19 protein-coding genes are annotated in these 20,080 nt (G+C 58.5%); 12 read left to right on the top strand and 7 right to left on the bottom strand.

Annotated elements, in window-relative coordinates; genetic code table 11:
- The first annotated feature begins 294 nt into the window (after nucleotides 1–294).
- From dsbD to htpX, 5 genes are all read left to right on the top strand, one after another.
- Nucleotides 295–2,076, top strand: a complete 1,782-nt coding sequence (gene dsbD, locus H9Q10_RS07810; RefSeq protein WP_197903393.1) for a protein-disulfide reductase DsbD — start codon at nucleotides 295–297, stop codon at nucleotides 2,074–2,076.
- 168 nt (nucleotides 2,077–2,244) lie between these two features.
- Nucleotides 2,245–3,654, top strand: coding sequence for a leucyl aminopeptidase (locus H9Q10_RS07815; RefSeq protein WP_197903394.1), 1,410 nt, complete (start codon nucleotides 2,245–2,247; stop codon nucleotides 3,652–3,654).
- A 211-nt stretch (nucleotides 3,655–3,865) separates the two neighbouring features.
- Nucleotides 3,866–4,237, top strand: coding sequence for a hypothetical protein (locus tag H9Q10_RS07820; RefSeq protein WP_197903395.1), 372 nt, complete (start codon nucleotides 3,866–3,868; stop codon nucleotides 4,235–4,237).
- A gap of 284 nt (nucleotides 4,238–4,521) precedes the next feature.
- Nucleotides 4,522–5,832, top strand: coding sequence for a peptidoglycan DD-metalloendopeptidase family protein (locus tag H9Q10_RS07825; protein ID WP_197903396.1), 1,311 nt, complete (start codon nucleotides 4,522–4,524; stop codon nucleotides 5,830–5,832).
- A 224-nt stretch (nucleotides 5,833–6,056) separates the two neighbouring features.
- Complete coding sequence (htpX, locus tag H9Q10_RS07830; protein WP_197903397.1) at nucleotides 6,057–6,911, top strand: protease HtpX; 855 nt, start codon at nucleotides 6,057–6,059, stop codon at nucleotides 6,909–6,911.
- A 500-nt stretch (nucleotides 6,912–7,411) separates the two neighbouring features.
- Here htpX and H9Q10_RS07835 read toward each other — a convergent pair whose 3' ends face one another.
- The 3 genes from H9Q10_RS07835 to H9Q10_RS07845 all read right to left on the bottom strand — a co-directional run bounded on the left by H9Q10_RS07835 (nucleotide 7,412) and on the right by H9Q10_RS07845 (nucleotide 10,814).
- Nucleotides 7,412–7,522, bottom strand: coding sequence for a methionine/alanine import family NSS transporter small subunit (locus tag H9Q10_RS07835; protein WP_197903398.1), 111 nt, complete (start codon nucleotides 7,520–7,522; stop codon nucleotides 7,412–7,414).
- A complete protein-coding gene (locus H9Q10_RS07840; RefSeq protein ID WP_197903399.1) occupies nucleotides 7,522–9,048 on the bottom strand; it encodes a sodium-dependent transporter in 1,527 nt (508 codons plus the stop codon). Before H9Q10_RS07840 ends, H9Q10_RS07835 begins: the two co-directional genes overlap by 1 nt.
- A 791-nt stretch (nucleotides 9,049–9,839) precedes the next feature.
- Nucleotides 9,840–10,814 carry a KpsF/GutQ family sugar-phosphate isomerase gene (locus tag H9Q10_RS07845; protein WP_197903400.1) on the bottom strand — a complete coding sequence of 325 codons (975 nt, stop codon included), beginning with the start codon at nucleotides 10,812–10,814 and terminating at the stop codon, nucleotides 9,840–9,842.
- 142 nt (nucleotides 10,815–10,956) lie between these two features.
- Between H9Q10_RS07845 and tal the strand changes: the two genes are divergently transcribed.
- The 5 genes from tal to H9Q10_RS07870 all read left to right on the top strand — a co-directional run bounded on the left by tal (nucleotide 10,957) and on the right by H9Q10_RS07870 (nucleotide 15,744).
- A complete protein-coding gene (gene tal, locus H9Q10_RS07850; protein ID WP_197903401.1) occupies nucleotides 10,957–11,982 on the top strand; it encodes a transaldolase in 1,026 nt (341 codons plus the stop codon).
- 71 nt (nucleotides 11,983–12,053) lie between these two features.
- Complete coding sequence (locus tag H9Q10_RS07855) at nucleotides 12,054–13,055, top strand: virulence RhuM family protein/type II toxin-antitoxin system death-on-curing family toxin (protein ID WP_197903402.1); 1,002 nt, start codon at nucleotides 12,054–12,056, stop codon at nucleotides 13,053–13,055.
- On the top strand, nucleotides 13,052–14,182 hold the full coding sequence (locus tag H9Q10_RS07860) for a conjugal transfer protein (protein WP_197903403.1): 1,131 nt from the start codon (nucleotides 13,052–13,054) through the stop codon (nucleotides 14,180–14,182). The genes H9Q10_RS07855 and H9Q10_RS07860 overlap by 4 nt, the downstream gene beginning before the upstream one ends.
- Nucleotides 14,183–14,490: 308 nt before the next feature.
- Nucleotides 14,491–15,048: a DUF4189 domain-containing protein gene (locus H9Q10_RS07865; protein WP_197903404.1), complete on the top strand. Its 558-nt coding sequence runs from the start codon at nucleotides 14,491–14,493 to the stop codon at nucleotides 15,046–15,048.
- A 240-nt stretch (nucleotides 15,049–15,288) separates the two neighbouring features.
- The gene (locus tag H9Q10_RS07870) at nucleotides 15,289–15,744 is read left to right on the top strand and encodes a GNAT family N-acetyltransferase (protein WP_197903405.1); all 456 of its coding nucleotides are present in this window, start codon (nucleotides 15,289–15,291) and stop codon (nucleotides 15,742–15,744) included.
- A gap of 172 nt (nucleotides 15,745–15,916) precedes the next feature.
- On the opposite strand, the gene H9Q10_RS07875 is transcribed toward H9Q10_RS07870, so the two are convergent.
- The 4 genes from H9Q10_RS07875 to H9Q10_RS07890 form a co-directional block, all read right to left on the bottom strand.
- Nucleotides 15,917–16,588, bottom strand: a complete 672-nt coding sequence (locus tag H9Q10_RS07875) for an NAD(P)H-binding protein (RefSeq protein ID WP_197903406.1) — start codon at nucleotides 16,586–16,588, stop codon at nucleotides 15,917–15,919.
- A gap of 152 nt (nucleotides 16,589–16,740) precedes the next feature.
- The gene (locus H9Q10_RS07880) at nucleotides 16,741–17,511 is read right to left on the bottom strand and encodes an SDR family NAD(P)-dependent oxidoreductase (protein ID WP_197903407.1); all 771 of its coding nucleotides are present in this window, start codon (nucleotides 17,509–17,511) and stop codon (nucleotides 16,741–16,743) included.
- An 83-nt stretch (nucleotides 17,512–17,594) separates the two neighbouring features.
- Nucleotides 17,595–17,915, bottom strand: coding sequence for a nuclear transport factor 2 family protein (locus H9Q10_RS07885; RefSeq protein WP_197903408.1), 321 nt, complete (start codon nucleotides 17,913–17,915; stop codon nucleotides 17,595–17,597).
- A 289-nt stretch (nucleotides 17,916–18,204) separates the two neighbouring features.
- Complete coding sequence (locus H9Q10_RS07890) at nucleotides 18,205–18,672, bottom strand: winged helix-turn-helix transcriptional regulator (RefSeq protein ID WP_197903409.1); 468 nt, start codon at nucleotides 18,670–18,672, stop codon at nucleotides 18,205–18,207.
- Between the two features lie 151 nt (nucleotides 18,673–18,823).
- Here H9Q10_RS07890 and H9Q10_RS07895 point away from each other — a divergent pair, with 151 nt between their 5' ends.
- Both H9Q10_RS07895 and H9Q10_RS07900 read left to right on the top strand, forming a co-directional pair.
- Nucleotides 18,824–19,612 carry an SDR family NAD(P)-dependent oxidoreductase gene (locus H9Q10_RS07895; RefSeq protein WP_238480171.1) on the top strand — a complete coding sequence of 263 codons (789 nt, stop codon included), beginning with the start codon at nucleotides 18,824–18,826 and terminating at the stop codon, nucleotides 19,610–19,612.
- Between the two features lie 20 nt (nucleotides 19,613–19,632).
- Nucleotides 19,633–20,052 (top strand): tautomerase family protein, encoded by a 420-nt coding sequence (locus H9Q10_RS07900; protein ID WP_238480172.1) that lies wholly within the window; start codon nucleotides 19,633–19,635, stop codon nucleotides 20,050–20,052.
- Nucleotides 20,053–20,080 lie beyond the last annotated feature (28 nt).

The raw sequence follows: 20,080 nt of genomic DNA on the forward strand, positions 1-20,080 counted from the left end.
CGGCGCTCGACATTATTTTACGGCATTCGGCGGGGTGCTGTCAGAAATGGGGCGGCCGCTGCGTCTATTGGATGGGCCGGGGAAAATCCGGCGCCGCATCCCGCTGTCGTCCGGCCGGCCGGGTAAATCTGTTTAATCGCCCTGTTAAATTAAGGCCATGGCGGCGGGGGGAATATTTCCTTATAATCCGCGCATATTTGCAGTTGAATAATTTATTTCCCATACAAGGCGCACCAATGCGGTAGGGGGATAAAGTATCTAACTGGATGCAGCATTGTTTTCAGGTAGCCTTTCATGTTTAAGCGATTTATCCGTTTCCTTATTTTGCCCGCCCTGCTCGGCACGAGCCTGGCGGCGCAGGCCATCGATGCCGACAGCCTGCTGCCGGCGGAGCAGGCTTTCCGCCCCACCGTGATTGCGGAAGAGCAAGGCGTTTCCGTGCAATTCGCCATTGCCGACGGCTATTACCTCTATCAAGAGAAAATCAGCGCCGCCACCGAGCCCGCCGGCCTGCTCGGCGCTGCCGAGTTTTCCCCAGGGAAGGAAAAGGAAGACGAGTTTTTCGGTAAGCAAACCGTGTTCTACCGCCAAGCGGCGGTGAATCTGCCCTATCAAAACCCGCCGCCCGCCGCCTACCGCCTCACGCTGAGTTACCAAGGCTGCGCCGATGCGGGCGTATGCTATCCGCCGGTAACGCAAACGATTGAAATCAAAGGTTCGGGCATCTACGGCAACAATGCCGGCACGCCGGCCGGCGGTAACCGTTTTACCGTGCCGCAGGATGGCGCGCCCGCCGCAAGCCCGATTCCGCAGCCGCGCAAAAGCCCGTTTTCCCTTTCGCGCGACACTTTGGGGGCAAACCTGCTGGCTTTTTTTAGCTTCGGCATTGGCTTGAGTTTTACCGCCTGCATGTATCCGCTGCTGCCCATCGTGTCGGGCATCATTGTGGGCGACCGGGCCAATGCCGGCAAACGGCGCGGATTGGCTTTATCGGCCATTTATGTGCAGGGCTTGGCGGTAACTTATGCCGCGGTGGGCGTGCTGGCCGGGCTCACCGGCTCGCTGCTCACCGTGTGGCTGCAACAGCCTTGGGTAGTGCTGGCCGCCGCCGGGCTGATTGTGGTGTTGGCGCTGGGTATGTTCGACGTGTTCGCCATCCAGCTGCCCTCCTTTATCCAGAGCTATTTCCAGCAGCAGAGCAGCAGGCTTTCCGGCGGCAAAATGGCCTCCGTGTTTGTGATGGGCATGCTGTCGGCGCTGATTGTCGGGCCCTGTGTGGCGCCGCCCTTGGCCGTGGCTCTGGGTTACATCGGCCAAACCGGCGATGCCGCGCTGGGCGGGCTGGCCTTATACAGCATGGCGCTGGGCACCGGCCTGCCACTGATGCTGGTGGGCACATTCGGCGGCCACATCCTGCCCAAGGCCGGCGCATGGATGAACAACATCAAGCACGCTTTCGGCATCATCCTCTTGGCCGTGGCCGTGTATTTGGCTGCACCCTTCTTGCCTTATGGCGTGACCGTGGCGCTATATGCCCTGCTGCTGGTAATTCCCGGCGGGCTGTTGTTGGGTAAACACCTGCGTTCCCGCCAGCTCAAGCCGCTGGCCATGGGTTTGGGCAGCGTGCTGCTGGCCGGGGGCGTGTTTTTCGCCGTGCAGAGTGTGCGCATGCAGCCCACCGCCCTGCACCAGGCGCTCAACCTGCTGCCGCCGCAGGAGAAGGCGCATCAAGTGTTCACCGCCCCGCAACAGCTCGACCAGGCCATGCGCCAAGCCCTGGCCGACGGCAAACCCGTGCTGCTCGATTTCTATGCCGACTGGTGCGCCAGCTGCAAGGAAATGGAACACAAAACCTTCAACCAGCCCGAAGTGCAGGCCGCCATCCCCGGCGACCGCATCTTCCAAATCGACCTCACCGCCAACACCCCCGAGCAGCGCGCCCTGCTGAAAGAATACGGCCTGCCCGGCCCGCCCGGCATCTTCGTGATCCACCCCGACGGCCGCCGCAGCAGCCCGCTCATCGGCTTCACCGCCCCGCAAGACTTTATCGAATGGTATCGGCAGCAGGTATCGTAACCCGTTCCCATGCACATAAAGGCTACCTGAAAACGATGTCTTGCGAAGCAAGGCTGAGTTTCTGCGAAGCTAAAAAATCAGCGCGGTATTTTTCAGGTAGCCTTTGCCCACCCCAGCCGCTAAAATCCAGCCTGTTTATTCACACAGCGACAATTAAAGGAAACCGTCATGCAATTCCAGCTCCACCCCACCGCCCTGCCCGCCGGCATCCCCGCCCGCCTCTACCTCAGCACCACCACCCCCGCCGACCCCACCGCCGCCCTGCTGTACGCCGGCCTGAGCGACAGCGAACCCTTCGCTGCCGCCCGCATTCCCGCCAACGGCAGCTTCAGCGACATCGCCGTGCTCCGCCTTAGCAACACCGAGCGCGACACCCTCGCCAAAGCCTTCCGCCACGCCGCCGCCTGGGTGCAGAAACAGCCCGCCCTCGCCATCGATTTGAGCGCTTTCGCTGCCGCCGAGCTGCCTGCCGCCCTCACCGCGCTCACTACCGCCTTGGGCGAGGCTGTGTACCGTTTCGACCGTTTCAAGAAAACCGCCAAACCCGCCGCCCTCCAACAAGCCGACTTCTACGCCCCCGCCGCCGACGAAGCCGCCCGCACCGCCCTCGAGCAAGCCCAAGCCCTGCTGCACGGCATCAACCTGTGCAAAGACCTCGGCAACACCGCCGGCAACATCTGCACCCCCGCCTACCTAGCCGACACCGCCCGCGCCGAAGCCCAAGCCGCCGGCGCCTCCGCAAAAATCCTCGGTACCGACTACATCCGCGAGCACATGGGCTCCTTCTGGTCCGTGGCCAAAGGCAGCGCCCAAGAGCCCCGCCTCATCGAACTTTCCTACTTCGGCGCGCCCGACAAAAACGCCGCGCCCGTCGTCCTCGTCGGTAAAGGTGTCACCTTCGACAGCGGCGGCATCTCCCTCAAGCCCGGCGCCGAAATGGACGAAATGAAGTTCGACATGTGCGGTGCCGCCAGCGTAATCGGCACCTTCATTGCCGCCGCACGCGCCAAGCTGCCCGTTAACCTTGTTGCCATCGTGCCCGCTTGCGAAAACATGCCCGACGCCGCCGCCAACAAACCTGGCGACATCGTTACCGCCATGGACGGCACCACCATCGAAATCCTCAACACCGACGCCGAAGGCCGCCTCATCCTGTGCGACGCCCTCACCTACGCCGCCCAATTCAAGCCCGCCGCCCTCATCGACGTAGCCACCCTCACCGGCGCCTGCGTCATCGCCCTAGGCCATATCGCCAGCGGCCTCGTCGCCAACAACCAAGCCCTCGCCGACAGCCTGCTCGCCGCCGCCCGCCAAAGCGGCGACAAAACCTGGCAGCTCCCCCTGTTTGAAGAATACGGCGAGCAGCTCCAATCCAACTTCGCCGACCTGCAAAACATCGGCGGCCGCCCCGCCGGCACCCTCACCGCCGCCGCCTTCCTCGCCCACTTCGCCAAAGAGCAAACCTGGGCCCACCTCGACATCGCCGGCACCGCCTGGAAATCCGGCAAAGAAAAAGGTGCCACCGGCCGCCCCGTGCCCCTCCTGTGGCAATACCTCTGCAACCTGACCGGCGTGTAAGGCAGCGTAACGGCCACCAAGTTTTTCAGGTAGCCTCTTGCCCAAAGCAGGCTACCTGAAAACATACCAACCAAATCAAACAGCGCCGGCACCCCATTCATTCACACCTACCCTGTTTTATTCCCCGATTTTCAGGTAGCCTATCCCCCTAATCCGGCTACCTGAAAAACAGCCTCAGCACAATCAAACTTCCCCAAGCAAGGAACCCCCCATGAAGAAACACCTCCTACCCGCTCTGGCCATCCTCACCCTCCTGCCCGCCACCCTCTCCGCCGCCCCCGCCGTTTCCAACGACAGCACCCGCATCACTGCCCTCGAGCAGCGCATTGCAGACCTGGAAAACCGCATCGCCATCCTCGAGCGCAACCAATCTCAGGGCAGCCGAACCAACGAAGTCATCATCGAGCACCGCACCGGCCGCGATCCCGTGTATGTGTGCAGCATCTCCCCCTTCCGCAAAACCTACGAAGCCACCAGCCACAACGAAGGCCTCGCCCGCGCCCAAGTGCGCCGCGCCTGCACCGCCGAGCAAAACGCCATCTTCTGCGCCGACACCAACATCAGCTGCCGCCGCTACGACTAAACCCAAGCATTCCAACAGGCTACCTGAAAATCCGCAACAGGTTTTCAGGTAGCCTGTCCTGCTGCAACCAAATCCCGAATAAACCCCGTTTTTCAGGTAGCCTGCTCCCCTACACCGCTATCCACTTCATTCTCATCCCTCCCTGTTTCATTCCGGCAGCACCCCGCCCCGGGCGCAAGTAAAAAACCGCAAAACGGCAGGCAGCCCCCGCGGCCTATCCATTAAAATACCGCATCCTTGATTTCCCGATGCCGGCGCCCGCGCCGCCCAGCTTTCCGCAACACATGCCCGCCCTATTTGCCCGATTTTCCCGCCTGCCTCGCCGCGCCCGCCTGGCCGCCTATCTGGCCGCCGCGCTCCTCGGCCTGTTTGTGCTGATTGCCATATTGGCCGGCAGTGCGAAAACCGACGAACGCATACAAAGCGCCCAAATCACCGAAAAACTGCCTCCCGTGCAGGCCAAAGGCAGCACCGCCGCCACCGCCTACTGGAGCGACGAAGTCGTTCAGCCCGGCGACTCCCTGCGCGACGTACTCCAGCGCTTCGCCCTCAGCGCCGCCCAAGTGCAGGATCTCGCCCAAACCGCCTCATCCGGCGGCAAACAGCCCCACCTCCAACCCGACCAAATCGTCAGCATCCGTTTCAATGCCAAACGGGAGCCCGTTCAGGTGCAGTTTTTCAACGACGACGACAACGGCGAAACCCAGCTGGTGGATTTGGTGTATGCCAACCAGCAATGGCAGGCCAAAACCGACGACGTGAAAACCAGCGTCATCCCCACGCTCAAATCCGTCATCATCCGCTCCAGCGGCACCACCGCCGGCGCCATGTCGCGCGCCGAAATCCCCGCCGAAGTGCGCGATTCCCTGCGCGAACTCTTCAGCAACCGGCTCGACCTCTACAAGCTCGACGCCGGCGACACCGTGCGCATTTTCTACAACGTCAACTACTTCCACGGCCAGCAGATTTCCATGGGCGACATCCTCGCCGTGGAAATCACCCACCAAGGCAAGCTCTACCGCGCCTACTACTTCGGCGAAGACGGCAACGGCCGCTACTACGACGAACACGGCCAGCCGCTGAAAAAAGGCTTCGAAACCCAGCCCGTGCCCGGCAGCCGCATCAGCTCCCCCTTCGGCATCCGCGTCCACCCCGTGCTGGGCTACCTGCGCATGCACACCGGCATCGACTACGCCGCCCCCACCGGCACGCCCATCCACGCCCCATCCGACGGCGTGGTCGAATTCCGCGGCCCCAAAGGCGGCTACGGCAACGCCGTCATCCTGCGCCACAGCGACAGCATGCAAACGCTCTACGGCCACATGAGCGCCTTCTCCGCCAACGCCGCCCCCGGGCAACGCGTGCGCGCCGGCGACGTGATCGGCTTCGTGGGCAGCACCGGCCGCAGCACCGGCCCGCACCTGCACTATGAAGTGCGCCTCAACGGCGTGCCAGTCAATCCCGCCGGCGTCGCCCTGCCCGCCAAACGCCTCACCACCGCCGAGCTGGCCGAATTCCGCCGCCAGCAGCAGGCGGTGGAACAAAAACTCGCCCAACTGCGCGGCATCGGCAAAACCGTCGCCCAGCTGGATTAACGGCTGCAGCCGGATTAAAAGCTGGCAAAGATAGTGGATTTAACTGGATTTTAGATTAGAATAGCAGCACCTAAAGGCTACCTGAAAACTTAAGCTTCAGCGAAGCTCAAACGAAATGAAAGCCATGTTCTGGCATGGCAGAAGATTAATCCCTGCCAAACCAAAAACAGCCGCAGCATTTTTCAGGTAGCCTCCAAACCACCCACCACCCAAGCAAAACCATCGTGAAGCGCATATTCCTCTTCCTCGCTACCAACATGGCCGTCTTGCTGGCCGTCCGCCTCCTGCTCGGGCTGTTCGGCGCCAACCCGCAAGACCTCAGCGGCCTGCTCATCCTCTCCGCCGTGGCCGGTTTCGCCGGCTCGCTGATTTCGCTGCTCATGTCGAAAAGCACCGCCAAACATGCCGTGGGCGCGCACGTGATCCGCGAGCCGCGCAGCGAAACCGAACACTGGCTGCTCAACGTGGTGCAGGCCCAGGCGCGGCAGTGGAACCTGCAAACGCCCGAAGTGGCGATTTACGACGCGCCCGAGCCCAACGCCTTCGCCACCGGCGCCAGCCGCAACAATTCGCTGGTGGCCGTGAGCACCGGCCTGCTGCGCAGCATGACCCGCGATGAAGTGGAAGCCGTGTTGGCACACGAAATGGCGCACGTGGGCAACGGCGATATGGTTACGCTCACGCTGATTCAGGGCGTGGTGAACACCTTCGTACTGTTTTTCTCGCGCCTGATTGCCGGTGCGGTGGCTTCCTCGCTGCGGCAAAACCAAAACAGCAGCGGCAGCCAGGGCGTGTATTTGCTGGTGAGCATGGTGTTCCAGGTTATTTTCGGCTGGATTGCCGGCATCATTGTGATGTGGTTCAGCCGTCAGCGCGAATACCGCGCCGATGCGGGCGCCGCCAAGCTGGTGGGCGCGCCGAAAATGATTGCCGCGCTGCAACGGCTCAAAGGCAGCACCGGCGGCCTGCCGCAAGACATGAGCGCCATGGGCATCAACGACAACGCCCTGCGCTCCCTGTTCAGCACCCACCCCACGCTCGACGACCGCATCGCCCGCCTGCAACAGCTGCCCTATTAGCTACACCCCAACAATAAAAGGCTACCTGAAAACCATTTGGAGGTTTTCAGGTAGCCTTTATCACAGCCTATCCAAGCAAAGCCTGTCCAAATCATGCCCTTCTACGCAAACCTCAGCCGCACCCTCGGCCTCAACTACCACTCGGCATACAAGACTGGGAAATTACACAACGCCAACCCCAATCGCCTGCCCCAATCCATCGCCGCCTAGCAAACCGGCCGTTTCCCTTCCCAAGAGCAAATCGAGCACACCGTCTGCATCCTGCTGGCGCAGCAATGACAGGTTTTCCACCCGTTAGCGCGCTATTGGCCGCTGCGCGACGACGACTGCGACGACATGTTCAACATCACCCCCATCATGCGGCAGCTTTGGGTGCGGCATATTCAGCTTAGCTGAAACGTCAGGATACTTTCCAGAAACTACCGACACCTGCTTTTGCCGCATATAAACAGGCTACCTGAAAATTTCAGGTAGCCTCTATTTTTCCGATTAAAGCCGCATCAATCCTGATGTTTGCTCTCATCCTCCGGCAAGCGCAGCAGGGACACCACCAGGCCGCCCCAAATCACCACCAGCGCCACCGCCATCATCACCATCGCAATCGTGCTCATTATTCTTCTCCTTCATCGTCTTCGCTTACATCCAAATCAGCATCCGCCCGCCACGGCAAAAATGACAGACCGAAAGCCAGTACCACCACGCCGATGGCCGTGCCCCAGCCGTAAATGCCCACAAACCAGCCCGGGTAGCCGCCGTAGCCTTCCGTGAGCAGCGAGCGCGTGTCGGTGAACAGCATCGTGCCCAGCACCAAGGGCGTGACCGCGCCCACAAACAGCAGCCAGGTTTTGCCCACTTTCAGCGAAGAAGTTTTGTTCAGGTGGCGGGTGAGCACAGCCAAGTTGCGCCCCAGCACCACGCACAGCACATATAGGAAGCCCGCAGCCACGATGCCGTAGGTGTTCACAAATTTATCCAGCACATCCAGCACCGGCAGGCCGGTGGTGGTGCCGAACAGCAGCACCGAAGCCGTCATCATCGGCACGCCCACCGCCAGCGTGGCGGCCACGCGGCCGATTTTCAGCTTGTCCTGCACCGCCGCAATCACCACTTCCAGCACCGAAATCAGCGAAGTGAGCCCGGCAAACACCAACGAGCCGAAAAACAGCACGCCGATCAGCGCACCGAACGGCGCCTGGTTGATGATGGTGGGGAAGGCGATAAAGGCCAGGCCGATGCCGCCGGCAGCCACGTCGCCCACCTGCTGCCCGCTGGCCGTGGCGATAAAGCCCAGCGCGGCAAACACGCCGATGCCGGCCAGCAATTCAAAGCTGCTGTTGGCAAAGGCCACCACCATACCGGTGCCGGTTAAATCCGAGCTGCGCTTCATGTAGGAAGAATAAGTGATCATGATGCCGAAGCACACCGAGAGCGAGAAGAAAATCTGCCCATAGGCCGCAATCCACACATCCGAACTGGCCAGCTTGCCCCAATCAGGGGTAAACAGCACATCCAGGCCCTTAGCCGCGCCCGGCAGGCTCAACGCAATCGCCACCAAGAGTACAAACATCACCACCAAGAGCGGCATGAAAAACGCCGAAGCCCGAGCCACACCCTTCTGCACACCGAAGGCCAGAATCAGCAGCGTGGCCAACCACACCAGCACCAGCGGCACGGTTACCTGCGCCACAAACTGCATCTGCGCCGACACATCCGATGCCATCTGTAGGTAATCCTTAAAGAAGAAGGAAGAAGGATCCGTGCCCCAAGCCGCGTTGAGCGAGTAATAAGTGTAGCTCGCCGCCCAACCCAAAATCACCGCGTAGTAGAGCCCGATGAGCACGTTCACCAGCACGTTCCACCAGCCGATGGTTTCAAACTTGCGGTTCAGGCGGCGGAAAGCCAGCGGCGGCGAGCCGCGGTAGCGGTGGCCCACCGCATAATCCAGAAACAGCAGCGGGATGCCGGCCGTGAGCAGCGCCACCAAATACGGCAGGATAAACGCCCCGCCGCCGTTTTTATAAGCCACATAAGGAAAGCGCCAGATGTTGCCCAAACCCACTGCGGAGCCGATGGCGGCAAACATAAACGCCCGCCGGTTGGAGAAGGTTTCGCGCTTGGAATTTTGCTGATTAGACACGTTCGGATACCTCTTGAAAACAGGCGGCGGCCGGCTGATCCCGACCGCCCCTAACTAACAATCGCTTCAACTATATTTCAGATTGGCAAATTACCCGTTGCAGCCTTTCTGCAACAATTCGCTCACCGCCGCGGGTGGCAGCCTTCGCCGCCCATCTTCCCGCCCCGCCGAACCAAGCCGATTTTAGACAACTTGTTCACTATCCGGCACGCCAGGCCTCTGTTTTGCGGCAAAAAACACCGTTTTGTCGGCTGCGGCAGGTTTTGCAAGCAATCGTAAAGAATAAGCGCCCGTCAGGTCAAGCGGGCATCATCGGCAGGCAGGCAATTTTATCGAAGCAAATACACTTCATACGCAATAAACCGCTTTGCATTATTCTTTCTTGTGGTCGTCTGAAAGCAAAATTCCAACTAAGTTAAAACAAAACGCCAATAAAATTAAATTACCGTGCAAAAGACAAACGGGCACTGCATCAAACGAGACAAAGCCATATCAACAGCCAAATATTTTTCAGGTAGCCCCGGCAGAGGCTACCTGAAAATTTGCCAGCAATTTCCAGCTTTGCTGAAACCACCCGCTTTGACTTCGCAGCAATTCAACTTTGCTGCGCCAAGGCATCGTTTCCAGGCAGCATTTGGCGGCCTATTCAGTCTGCCAAGGCATCACCGTGCCTTGCGTACGAGCCTTGAAAGCGTGTTGGCGAGTTGTATGCCGGATAACTGCAATTTAGCAAAAGGCTACCTGAAATCCTGCTTTAAGTTTTCAGGTAGCCTTCGATTAGCGCAGCCGCGCTACACAATCCGCGCTTTGAGCAGGTCGTGCATATTCAGCGCACCCAGGAGCCTGCCTTCCGCATCGCACACCGGCAGGCCGTTCACGCGGTTTTGCTGCATGGTTTTCAGCGCCTCGGTGGCCAGCCGCTCGGGGGTGATGGTTTTCGGGTTGGCGCCCATCACGGCTTGGGCAGTGAGACCGGACAAATCGCGCTGCTGCTGGAACAGGCGGCGCAGGTCGCCGTCGGTGAAGATGCCTTTCAGGTAGCCGGCTTCGTCGGCCACGGTAACCATGCCCAGGCCTTTCTCGCTCATGCGCACGATTACGTCGGCAAAAGGCGTGTCCAGGCGCACCATGGGCAGCTCGTCGCCCGCGTGCATCACGTCGGCCACTTGCAGCAGCAGGCGTTTGCCCAGGCTGCCGGCGGGGTGGCTCAAAGCGAAATCATCCGGCGTGAAGGCGCGGGCGCGCAGCAGTGCCACGGCCAGCGCATCGCCCAGCGCCAGCGCCGCGGTGGTGCTGCTGGTGGGGGCGAGGCCGAGCGGGCAGGCTTCCTGCGGCACGGCCACGGTGAGGTGGATGTCGGCATGGCGCGCCAGCGTGGATTCAGGGCGGCCGGTCATGGCGATGAGGGTGATGTTTTTGCGTTTGAGCGCGGGCAGGATCACGGCGATTTCGTCGCTCTCGCCGGAATGGGAAATAGCGAGCACTGCGTCACCGTCCACAATCATGCCCAAATCGCCGTGCGCGGCTTCGGCGGGATGCACGAAAAAGGCGGGCGTGCCGGTGGAGGCCAGCGTAGCGGCAATTTTGCGCCCGATGTGCCCGCTCTTGCCGATGCCGCTCACCACCACGCGCCCTTCACAGGCGAGCAGGGCTTCGCAGGCGCGGGCAAAGCTGGCATCTAGGGAATCAGACAAGGCGCGCAGGGCGTCGGCCTCGATTGCCAACACTTCGCGGGCATGGATGAGATATTGCTGTTCGGTGGTCATACTGTTTTCTCTGCTCTTTTGTGTTTTACTTTCCGGCTTGCGGCGGCTGCCGGAATCGGGTAATTTGCGGGGTCTGCCGGTGTTTGGCGGAACAAACGCCGGCGCTCTTATTTTCTATCATTTGCAATCAGGCTTAAACCATATGAATATTTTGCAGGAAACCAAACGCCTCGGCCAGCAGATCTGGCTCGACAACCTTTCCCGTTCCCTTGTGCGCTCCGGCTCGCTCGCCAAACTGCAACAACGCGGCGTGAGCGGTGTAACGTCCAATCCGGCCATCTTCCGCCAAGCCCTGGCCAACGACACATTATACACATCCGAAATCGCTGAATTGAAGCAGCAGCCGCTTTCTGCCAAGGCACGCTACGAAACCCTCGCCATCGCCGATGTGCAGGCCGCCTGCGATGTATTTGCCGCGCAGTTTGCCGCAGAAGGCAACAGCGGCCTGGTGAGTCTCGAATGCGACCCCGCACTCTCGCACGACACCGAAGGCACCATCGCCGAAGCCCGCCGCCTGTGGAAACTGATCGGCCGCCCCAACGCCATGATCAAAATCCCCGCCACCGATGCCGGCCTTGCCGCCCTGCCCGAGCTGGTGGCCGACGGCATCCACATCAACCTCACCCTGCTCTTCTCCCGCGCCCAAACCCTGCGTGCCTATGCCGCTTACCGCCAAGGCCTCGCGCAACGCGCCGGCCAGCCCGCGCCGCAATTGGTGGCCAGCTTCTTCATTTCCCGCATCGACAGCGCGCTCGACCCACAGCTGCCGCCCCACCTGCAAGGTAAAACCGCCCTCGCCCTCGCCCAGGCCGCCTATCGGGACTGGCAGAACGAATTCAGCCAGCCGGGCGATACCGTGCCCACCGCCCGCCTGCTCTGGGCCAGCACCGGCGTGAAAAACCCTGCCTACCCCGACACCCTCTATGTGGATAATCTGATCGCCCCTCATACGGTGAACACCCTGCCCGGCGCCGTGCTGGAAGCCTTTGCCGACCATGGCCGCCCTACCGATGCGCTCTCCCACCCAGCCGAGCCCGCCCAGCCGGTTTTGGACGAAATCGCCGCCTTAGGCATCGACCTCGAAACGTTAGCTGCCCGGATCCAGCAAGACGGCCTCGCGCAATTCGGGCAGGCATTTGCCCAGATGCTCGCCCCACTGGCCGATTAGGCAGAAGGCTACCTGAAAAATAGTGAAGCCAAATTTTTCAGGTAGCCTCATCCAACCACCACATCAAACACATGAACAACCCCATCGAAATCTACCAAAGCGCAGACGGGCAAACCCAAGTGGAAGTCCGCTTCGATACCGACACCGTATGGCTGTCGCAAGCGCAGATGGTTGCCCTGTTCGGGCGTAACCAATCCGTTATTTCCCGCCATATAAACAATGCCATAGCCGAAGGAGAAATTAGCGAAAAAAGCAATATGCAAAAAATGCATATTGCTTCCGCCGACCGCCCCGTTACCTTCTACGACCTGGAAACCATCATTTCCGTAGGCTACCGCATTAAATCAGCACAAGGCATCGCCTTCCGCCGCTGGGCCACCGCCCGCCTGAAAGACTACCTGCTCAAAGGCTACGCGCTCAACCAACAACGCCTTCAGCAAAATGCCGATGAGCTTGCACACGCCCTGCAGCTGATTCAAACCACTGCCGCCTCGCCCGCCCTCACACTGGAAGCCGGTCGCGGCCTAGTCAACATCGTCAGCCGCTACACCCACACCTTCCTCTGGCTGCAACAATACGACGAAGGCCTGCTGCAAGAGCCGGCAGGCGAAAACGGCGGCAGCCTGCCCACGCCCGAAGCCGCGCGCCGCTCCCTGAACCAGCTCAAAGCCGAACTCATCGCCCGTGGCGAAGCCAGCGATCTGTTTGCCCGCGAACGCGAAGACGGACTAGCTGCCATTCTCGGCAATCTCGCGCAAAGCGTATTCGGCTCACCTGCCTACCCCAGCATCGAAAGCAAAGCCGCCCACCTGCTCTACTTTATCGTGAAAAACCATCCCTTTGCCGATGGCAACAAACGCAGCGGCGCCTTCCTGTTTGTTGATTTCCTACACCAAAACCGCCGCCTGTTCGATGCAAGTGGCCGCGCCGTCATCAACGATACCGGCTTGGCCGCGCTCACCCTGTTGGTGGCCGAATCCGCACCCGTGCAAAAAGACACCCTCATCCGTCTCATCATGCACATGTTGCAGCACCGCTCCCATCCCAACCTTAGCCCATCACCATCATTATGAACTTCCGCCTCCTCCCCGATCCCCGTCCCTACCCCGCCGAACCGGTGAAAAACGAGCTGCTGCTGCACGCCGAAGCCCTGGCCGCCGGCCGTTCCCGCGCCCAATCCACCCTCTCGCGCGACACCCTGTACAGCCTGATTTTTCAAATGCTACAAACGCGCCACCTCACCTCTCTCTCTGTGGCACTGAGCATGGCGCCGAGCGATGCCACCTACCGCGCCCTGTGGCAGGCGATGGAGCAGGTGTTGCAGCCGAAAACTGCCGAAGAATGTGGCTGGATTGCCCTGCCCGTGGTGCTGGTGGCCGGCTGCAACCAAGCCGTTTCCCTGCCCGCCTCCCTCGATACCGCCGCGCTCAATGCCAAGCTGGCCGGGTTTGAAACCACCCGCCATCTGATGCACACCATGTGGCTGCCCGCACTGTTTACCGCCGAACAAATCAGCCAAGTCAAGCTGGAGCAGTGGTTTGCCGCCAAACAGAGCCGCACCGCCGCCAAAGCCTTTGCCGCCGCACACGCCGGTGCAGCTGAAATCGCTATCCCAGCCGGCCAGAGCGTGCACGTGGTGTATGCCTTGGGCTACGGCGCGCCCGAGGCCTCCGGCAAGCTCGGCCAGGCCGCGCTGCCGCTGATGCAGTATTGGCAGGAGCGGCTGGCCGCGCTGCCGCTGATGCAGTATTGGCAGGAGCGGCTGGCCGCGCCCGGCCTCACCCTGTTTGCCAACCCGCTCGACCCTGCCGCGCCGCTCTCCGCCATCGTCAGCGGCAGCCAAATGCGGCAGCGCATGGCGCTGGACGTGTTCGCCGCCAACGCCATCCGCGCCGTGCGCCTGCAAAGCCCGCGTGTGGGCGTGGCGGTGGCCGCGCTTGAGGGCGGGCAGATCGCCTTCAGCTTCAGCGCCGCCGACAGCAGCTACGGCCTGGTGCCGCAAATCTTCCGCTGGCAGCTCTCGCCCGCCGATACGGTGGACGGCGTGGTGCAGAACTTCCTCGACCTGATGGCCGAATGCCGGGTGGAACACATCCGCCTGCTGCACGATGTCTTGCCGGAAAGCGCACCCGTGCCCGATTACGCGCAGGCGCTGGCGATGTCAAGCTTCAACCCGCTGTTCAGCCCGCTGCCGCAATAGCACGGAACAGCGCAAGCGTTTTGATGGAGCGCCCTGCAAACCGGCCGATTTGGTTTTTCAGGTAGCCTCAACCCGTCTAAAGGCTACCTGAAAAAATGTCAGCCTGCGTAGATTGGGTTAGCCGCGGCATGAGTAGTGTGTGTGCGGAACGCACGCACGCGTTGCTTGAAACCCCCTATCCCCGCGGGCGTGGCTGCGCCACACATCCTACCGCACCACCGAAACTTTTAGTTAGCTTCGCAGAAACTCCGCTTCCTTCGGCCGCCTCTCCGACCTGCCGTTTTTACCATGATTCAAAAAGGGAACCCATGAAAAAAATCATTTTGCCCGCGCTGCTGGCCTTCGGTTGCTTAACCGCCAGCCAGTTTGCAGCGGCGGACACCGCCGCAAACCTCCGAGAACACCAGCGGCAAATGCAACACGCAGGATATTGCACGCAAGTGTACGGCAACCCTTCGTGCATTAATAACTCCCGTGGCGGCGGCTACGACAGTGACAGCGGCAAAATACCGGGCTTGGACTTTTCAAACCTCCCGCCACTCAACTTTGCCGCCTTGGCCGCTGCACCCAACCGCGTTTTCGCCACCCAAACGGGCTACACCGCAAGCGAGGCAAGGCAAAAAGCCCTAGAGCGCTGCCGGCAGCAAGGCGGGCGCAATTGTCGCGCAATCGTTACGCAAAACCGATGCCTGCTCACGGCCGGCGGTAAAGATGCGCACGGCGACACCTACTATTTCTTCGGCGAAGGACAGCATCTGATAGATGCAAAACATGACGCCCTAAACCAATGCCGATCAGGCGGCTACACGGAATGCAAAGCGTTCGATGGCCTAAACCACTCCGTTTGCGCCGCACCGCGCCGCTAAGCACACTCCGCCGCCTGCAACCCAGGCATTGAAGCCCCATCCCCGCTTACCCATATTTTTTAGGTAGCCTTCCAAGCATGCGCAGGGAGTGTGCGGAACGCACGCACGCGTTGTTTGAAACTCCGCATCCGCGTGCGTGGCTGCGCCACACATCCTACCAAACGTTTTCAGGTAGCCTTTTGCCATACAGCGGCGTATATTTACGCTCGGATTTTCCGTTTAACCGCATAGGAGCAAAACATGAGTATTGTGATCCGCAAAGCCGTGGAAAGCGACGCCCAGCAGCTGTGGGAGCTGATGAGGGGGCTGGCCGTGTTTGAAAAATACATCGACGCCTTCGCCATCACGCCGGAAGTGGTGGTAAACAGCGGCTTCCGCAAAAACCCGCCCGATTTCTACAGCTTCGTGGCCGCCGACGGCGACAAGCTGGCCGGTATGATTGTGTACTACTTCCTGCCCTACACCCTGCACAACCGCCCCGCCGTATACATCAAAGAGCTGTATGTGGACGAGGCCTACCGCGGCCAAAAAATCGGTGAGCAGCTGATGCTCGCGCTCAAAGAAGAAGCGCAAAAACACAACTGCGTGCAAATCAAATGGACGGTTGCCCCGTGGAACGAAGGCGGCCAGCGCTTCTACGCCCGCCTCGGTGCCGAGCAGGACAACGAATGGCTCAATTATGTGTGGAGCCTGTGATTAGGCAGGAGATCGTTTGGATATAGCAAACCGGCCTTACATGGCCGGTTTGCTTTTTCAAACTTAAAGCCCAAATAAAATAATAAAAATCACTGAAATCTTCAATTATTTAAAATAACTACATTGTGTTATAAATAAAAATAGGAACTGGCAATATTGGATGCCCAATTTGTTAGAAGTTCTGTAGGCTGGCATTGGCAAGCTTGCGGATTTCCTCCGCCTCGACGACTTTGCGCGTCTCACCCGTGCGTACCGCATTGAGCATGGCGTTGCCGAGTTCAATGCTGGTAAGCGCACCTTTGCTCAGAGCGCGGATAAGCGGGAAAAACGGGGTCATCAGGCGGTACATCCAGCGGTAGGAGGCGGTTTTGGATTCGACGCCAACGGGTTGGATGAACATAGGGCGGAAATTGTTGACGGCTTTAAACGGCAGCTTGGCCAAGGCGTTTTCGGTTTTACCGCGCACCCGCGCCCACATGGTTTTGCCGCTTTCGCTGCTGTCCGCGCCTGCGCCGGAAATGTAGATAAAGTGCATGGCAGGATTGTGTTTGCACAAATTTTGGGCAATGGCAAGCGTGAAATCGTAGGTAAAGCGGTGGTATTCGTCTTCGCTCATGCCGCTTGAAGTGGCGCCGATGCAGAAAAAACAGGCATCGTAGCCTTGGATTTGGGCGAGGGCGTCGGGGGCGGCAAGGTTTGTTAAAACCATTTGCTTGAGTTTGGGCTGTTCGGTCAGGGCGTTTCGTCCGACCACCAATACTTCCTCAACGTCGTCTGAAAGCAGCGCCTGCTTCAATGCCGCCTGTCCGACCATGCCGGTCGCGCCGAAAATAACGATTTTCATCTGTTTTCCTCCTTGTTTTTCTTTTCAGACAGCCTTATTCAGCCTTGAATACAGGGTTGCCTAATCAGTTGATTTTATCACATGAAATCGAACTGGAACGCAATCGAAGTATTGACTGTTCGCACGGCAGCGGGCAGGTTCGTGGCTTTTCCTCAGTCTTGCGGATAGAGATGATTAAATTGCGGCTCAAGCAGGTTCAGGGTGAAGGTTTCGTGATTGACCAGTCCCACGGTTTTGTCGCTGTCATACAGTTGATACAGGAATCCGGCCATTTCTTCGGCGGTGTTGTATTTGTTGAAATAGAGGCTGTCTTCGCCGTAGGTAATGTTGTCATCCTGCATGGCGGTTTTGGCGAAATCGGTTTTGGTGGAGGCGGGGGCGAGGACTTTGACGCGCAGTTTGGCGCCGGTCATTTTCATTTCGTGCGCAAGGCCTTCGCTAAAAGCGCTGACGTAGTATTTGCTGGCGCAATAGCTGGTGGCAAGCGGGGCGAGGTTGTAGCCCGCGCCCGAGGAGATGTTGATGAGCTGCGCGCCCGCTTTATCCGCATGGTCTTTGACAAAGAGGATGGACAGCACGGTCAGGGCTTCCACGTTCAGGCGGATCATGCTTAATACGCGGTTGATATCGTGTTCTTTGACGGTTTCGAGAATGCCGAAGCCGGCGTTGTTAATCCAGGTTTCCAGCGGGTATTGCGCGATGCTTTGGTAGAGTTCGGGCAGTCGCTCAATGTCGCTTAAATCAAAGGGCTTGATGATGATGTCGATATGGGGGAATGCTGCCGCAATGCTGTTTTTTATTTCGTTGAGTTGCTGTTCGCGACGGGCAACGAGTATCAGGTTTTTGCCTTTCGCGGCGAAGAGGCGTGCGGCGGCTTCGCCAATGCCGCCACTGGCGCCGGTAATTACGGTGTAGGGATTCATTTGTTTGTCCTTTTATTAAAAAACCGGTGAATGGACGTGATGCCGTCCATTCGCCGTGATTTGGCAAGGTTGCCGGGCGGGTTTTATCCGCTGATTTCCAGCCGTTCGATCAGGCTACCTGAAATGGTAAAGACAAATTGCAACTTGATCGGGCTGCCCGGGAAGTTGCCGCTGACTTCGGCGGTGACGACGGTCTGGTTACCGTGGGTTGTGGCGGCAATGGGGGTATTGACCACCTGCACGGCGGCGGCAGATGCGGCGTGCCAGTCCCGGATGGCGGCGTGGCCACGATGTTCGCGGTTTTCATCGTAAACCACGGCGTTTGCGGTGAAGCAGTCGGCGATGGCTTGCAAATCGGCAGCGGCAAAATAAGCAGCAACGGGGGTGGGTAAGATTAATCTCATTGGAATTCTCCTAAAATATAGCGGATTACATTTAAAAAGTATGGCAAGGAGAGGCAACGCTAACGGTTTAAATTTAATTTACTATAAAACAGATTTTAAGATTTTGGGAGTAACAGAGATAGCAGTTTTAATGGCTTGAAGGTCGTCTGAAAACGGATTTTAGTTTTCAGACGACCTTTTTTATTCCAACCATAGGGTGGGTTTGCTAACCCGCCATAAAATGTAAACGGTGGGCTGGCAAGCACACCCCCAACCAGTCAAATTTTAAAGACAATTTGCAAACCGCCCTCTACTTCGCCACATCCTTTTCCACCTTATCCTTTTCTACTGCCACATCATCAAACCCCACCCATTCGCCGGAAGTGCTGTCCAATAAAGCTAGGCGCAGGGGGTTGCCGTTGCTTTTGCGGACGAAGCGCAGCGGCACTTTTTCCCAGCCGGATAAATTCCATTTACTGCCCACTTGCGCCAATGCCACCATCACCAACGCCAAATCCTTACCCTGTTCGGTGAGATGGTATTCATAGCGCGCGGGGCTGGTTTGGTATTGCTGTTTCTCGATTAAGCCGTGCTGTTCCAACTGTTTTAAACGGCTGCTTAAAGTGGCGTGGGTGATGTTGCTGCTTTCGCTGAAATCGCTGTATCGGCTCACACCTAACATTAAATCGCGCAAAATCAGCCCTGCCCATTTGTCGCCCATCACGCCGAGTACATCGGCAATCGGGCAGACGATATTATCAAAATCATTTGATTTCATTCGATTTTTTCCTTTGTTTGGATTGCTTGGGTGCTATTTTAACAAAAAAATTCTCAAAACTCTAATCATAAGAGTTTACAACTCTAATTATTGAAGTTACAATGGCGTCACTTTCAACCGATAACCCGTTTTAAACAATAGAAGGAAACAAATGATGAACAATCAACAAACCGCACTTATCACCGGCGCCTCTTCAGGTATCGGCGCAGTGTACGCAGACCGTTTGGCACAACGCGGCTACAACTTGGTATTGGTGGCACGCCGTCTTGACCGTTTACAAGCGTTGGCGGATAAATTGCAAGCCGCTTACGGCATAAATGTGCAAATCCACGCCGCTGACTTGGCTGCGGAAGACGGTCAAAGCAGCACCGCGCAATTAGTGGAAACCCTGCCGCAACTGAATGTGTTGGTGAACTGTGCAGGCTTGGGCGCGTTGGGCTTTGTGGGCAACGTGAGCTGGGCGGAAATGGACAATATGATTAAAGTGAACGTGCAGGCGTTGTCCCGCCTTTCATTGGCGGCGGCAAAACGTTTCAGCGCAGAAAAACAGGGCAAAATCGTGAACATCGGCTCGATTGTGGCGATGTACCCGTCCGCCGGTGCAGGCGCGTACAGCGCATCCAAAGCCTATGTGTTGAATTTTACCCGAGCCTTACACGCCGAACTTGAACCGCAAGGCGCGTTCGCCCAAGTGGTGATGCCCGGACCGGTGAAATCCGAATTTTTCGGCGACAAACCGTCCCCATTCCCCGAACAATTATTTATGAGCGCGGAAACACTGGTGGACACCGCCCTTGCCGCACTCGACCAAGGCGAAACCGTATGCTACCCGAACTTGCACGAAATCGAAAAATGGCAGCAATTTGAAGGCGCACGCGGACAACTGATGCAAGCCCTAACCCAAACCGGCGCACCGGCAGCACGTTATCAATCCAATTAAGCAAAAAGAAGGAAAACATCATGCCAATGTGGAAAATTTATCACCCTGAAAACGCATTCAGCGACCAAGACAAAGCCGAAATGGCGACCAAAATCACCGATTTATACGCCGGTTTCCTGCCGCGTTTTTATGTAAACGTGCTGTTCCACCCGTTGAACGACAAGCAACTTTACATCGGCGGCGAACCGACCACCGACTTCGTGCGCGTGACGATTAACCACATCGCCCGCTCGATCAAAGACGCAGAAACCCAACAAAAATTCTTGGCGGCTTGCTCACGGATTTTGAAACCCTACATCGAAGACCGAAACTACCGTTGGGAACTGCATATCGGCGAAACCCCAATCGAACTCTGGACGGTCAACGGCTTCAAACCGCCGATGCCGAACACGGAAGGCGAAAAGAAATGGCGCGAAGAAAATCGGGCCAGTGCGTATTAAAAATCATGCCGTCTGAAATCAGACGGCA

Origin of the sequence: Eikenella glucosivorans (assembly GCF_016025525.2) — a bacterium.
Classification (GTDB): Bacteria; Pseudomonadota; Gammaproteobacteria; order Burkholderiales; family Neisseriaceae; genus Eikenella; species Eikenella glucosivorans.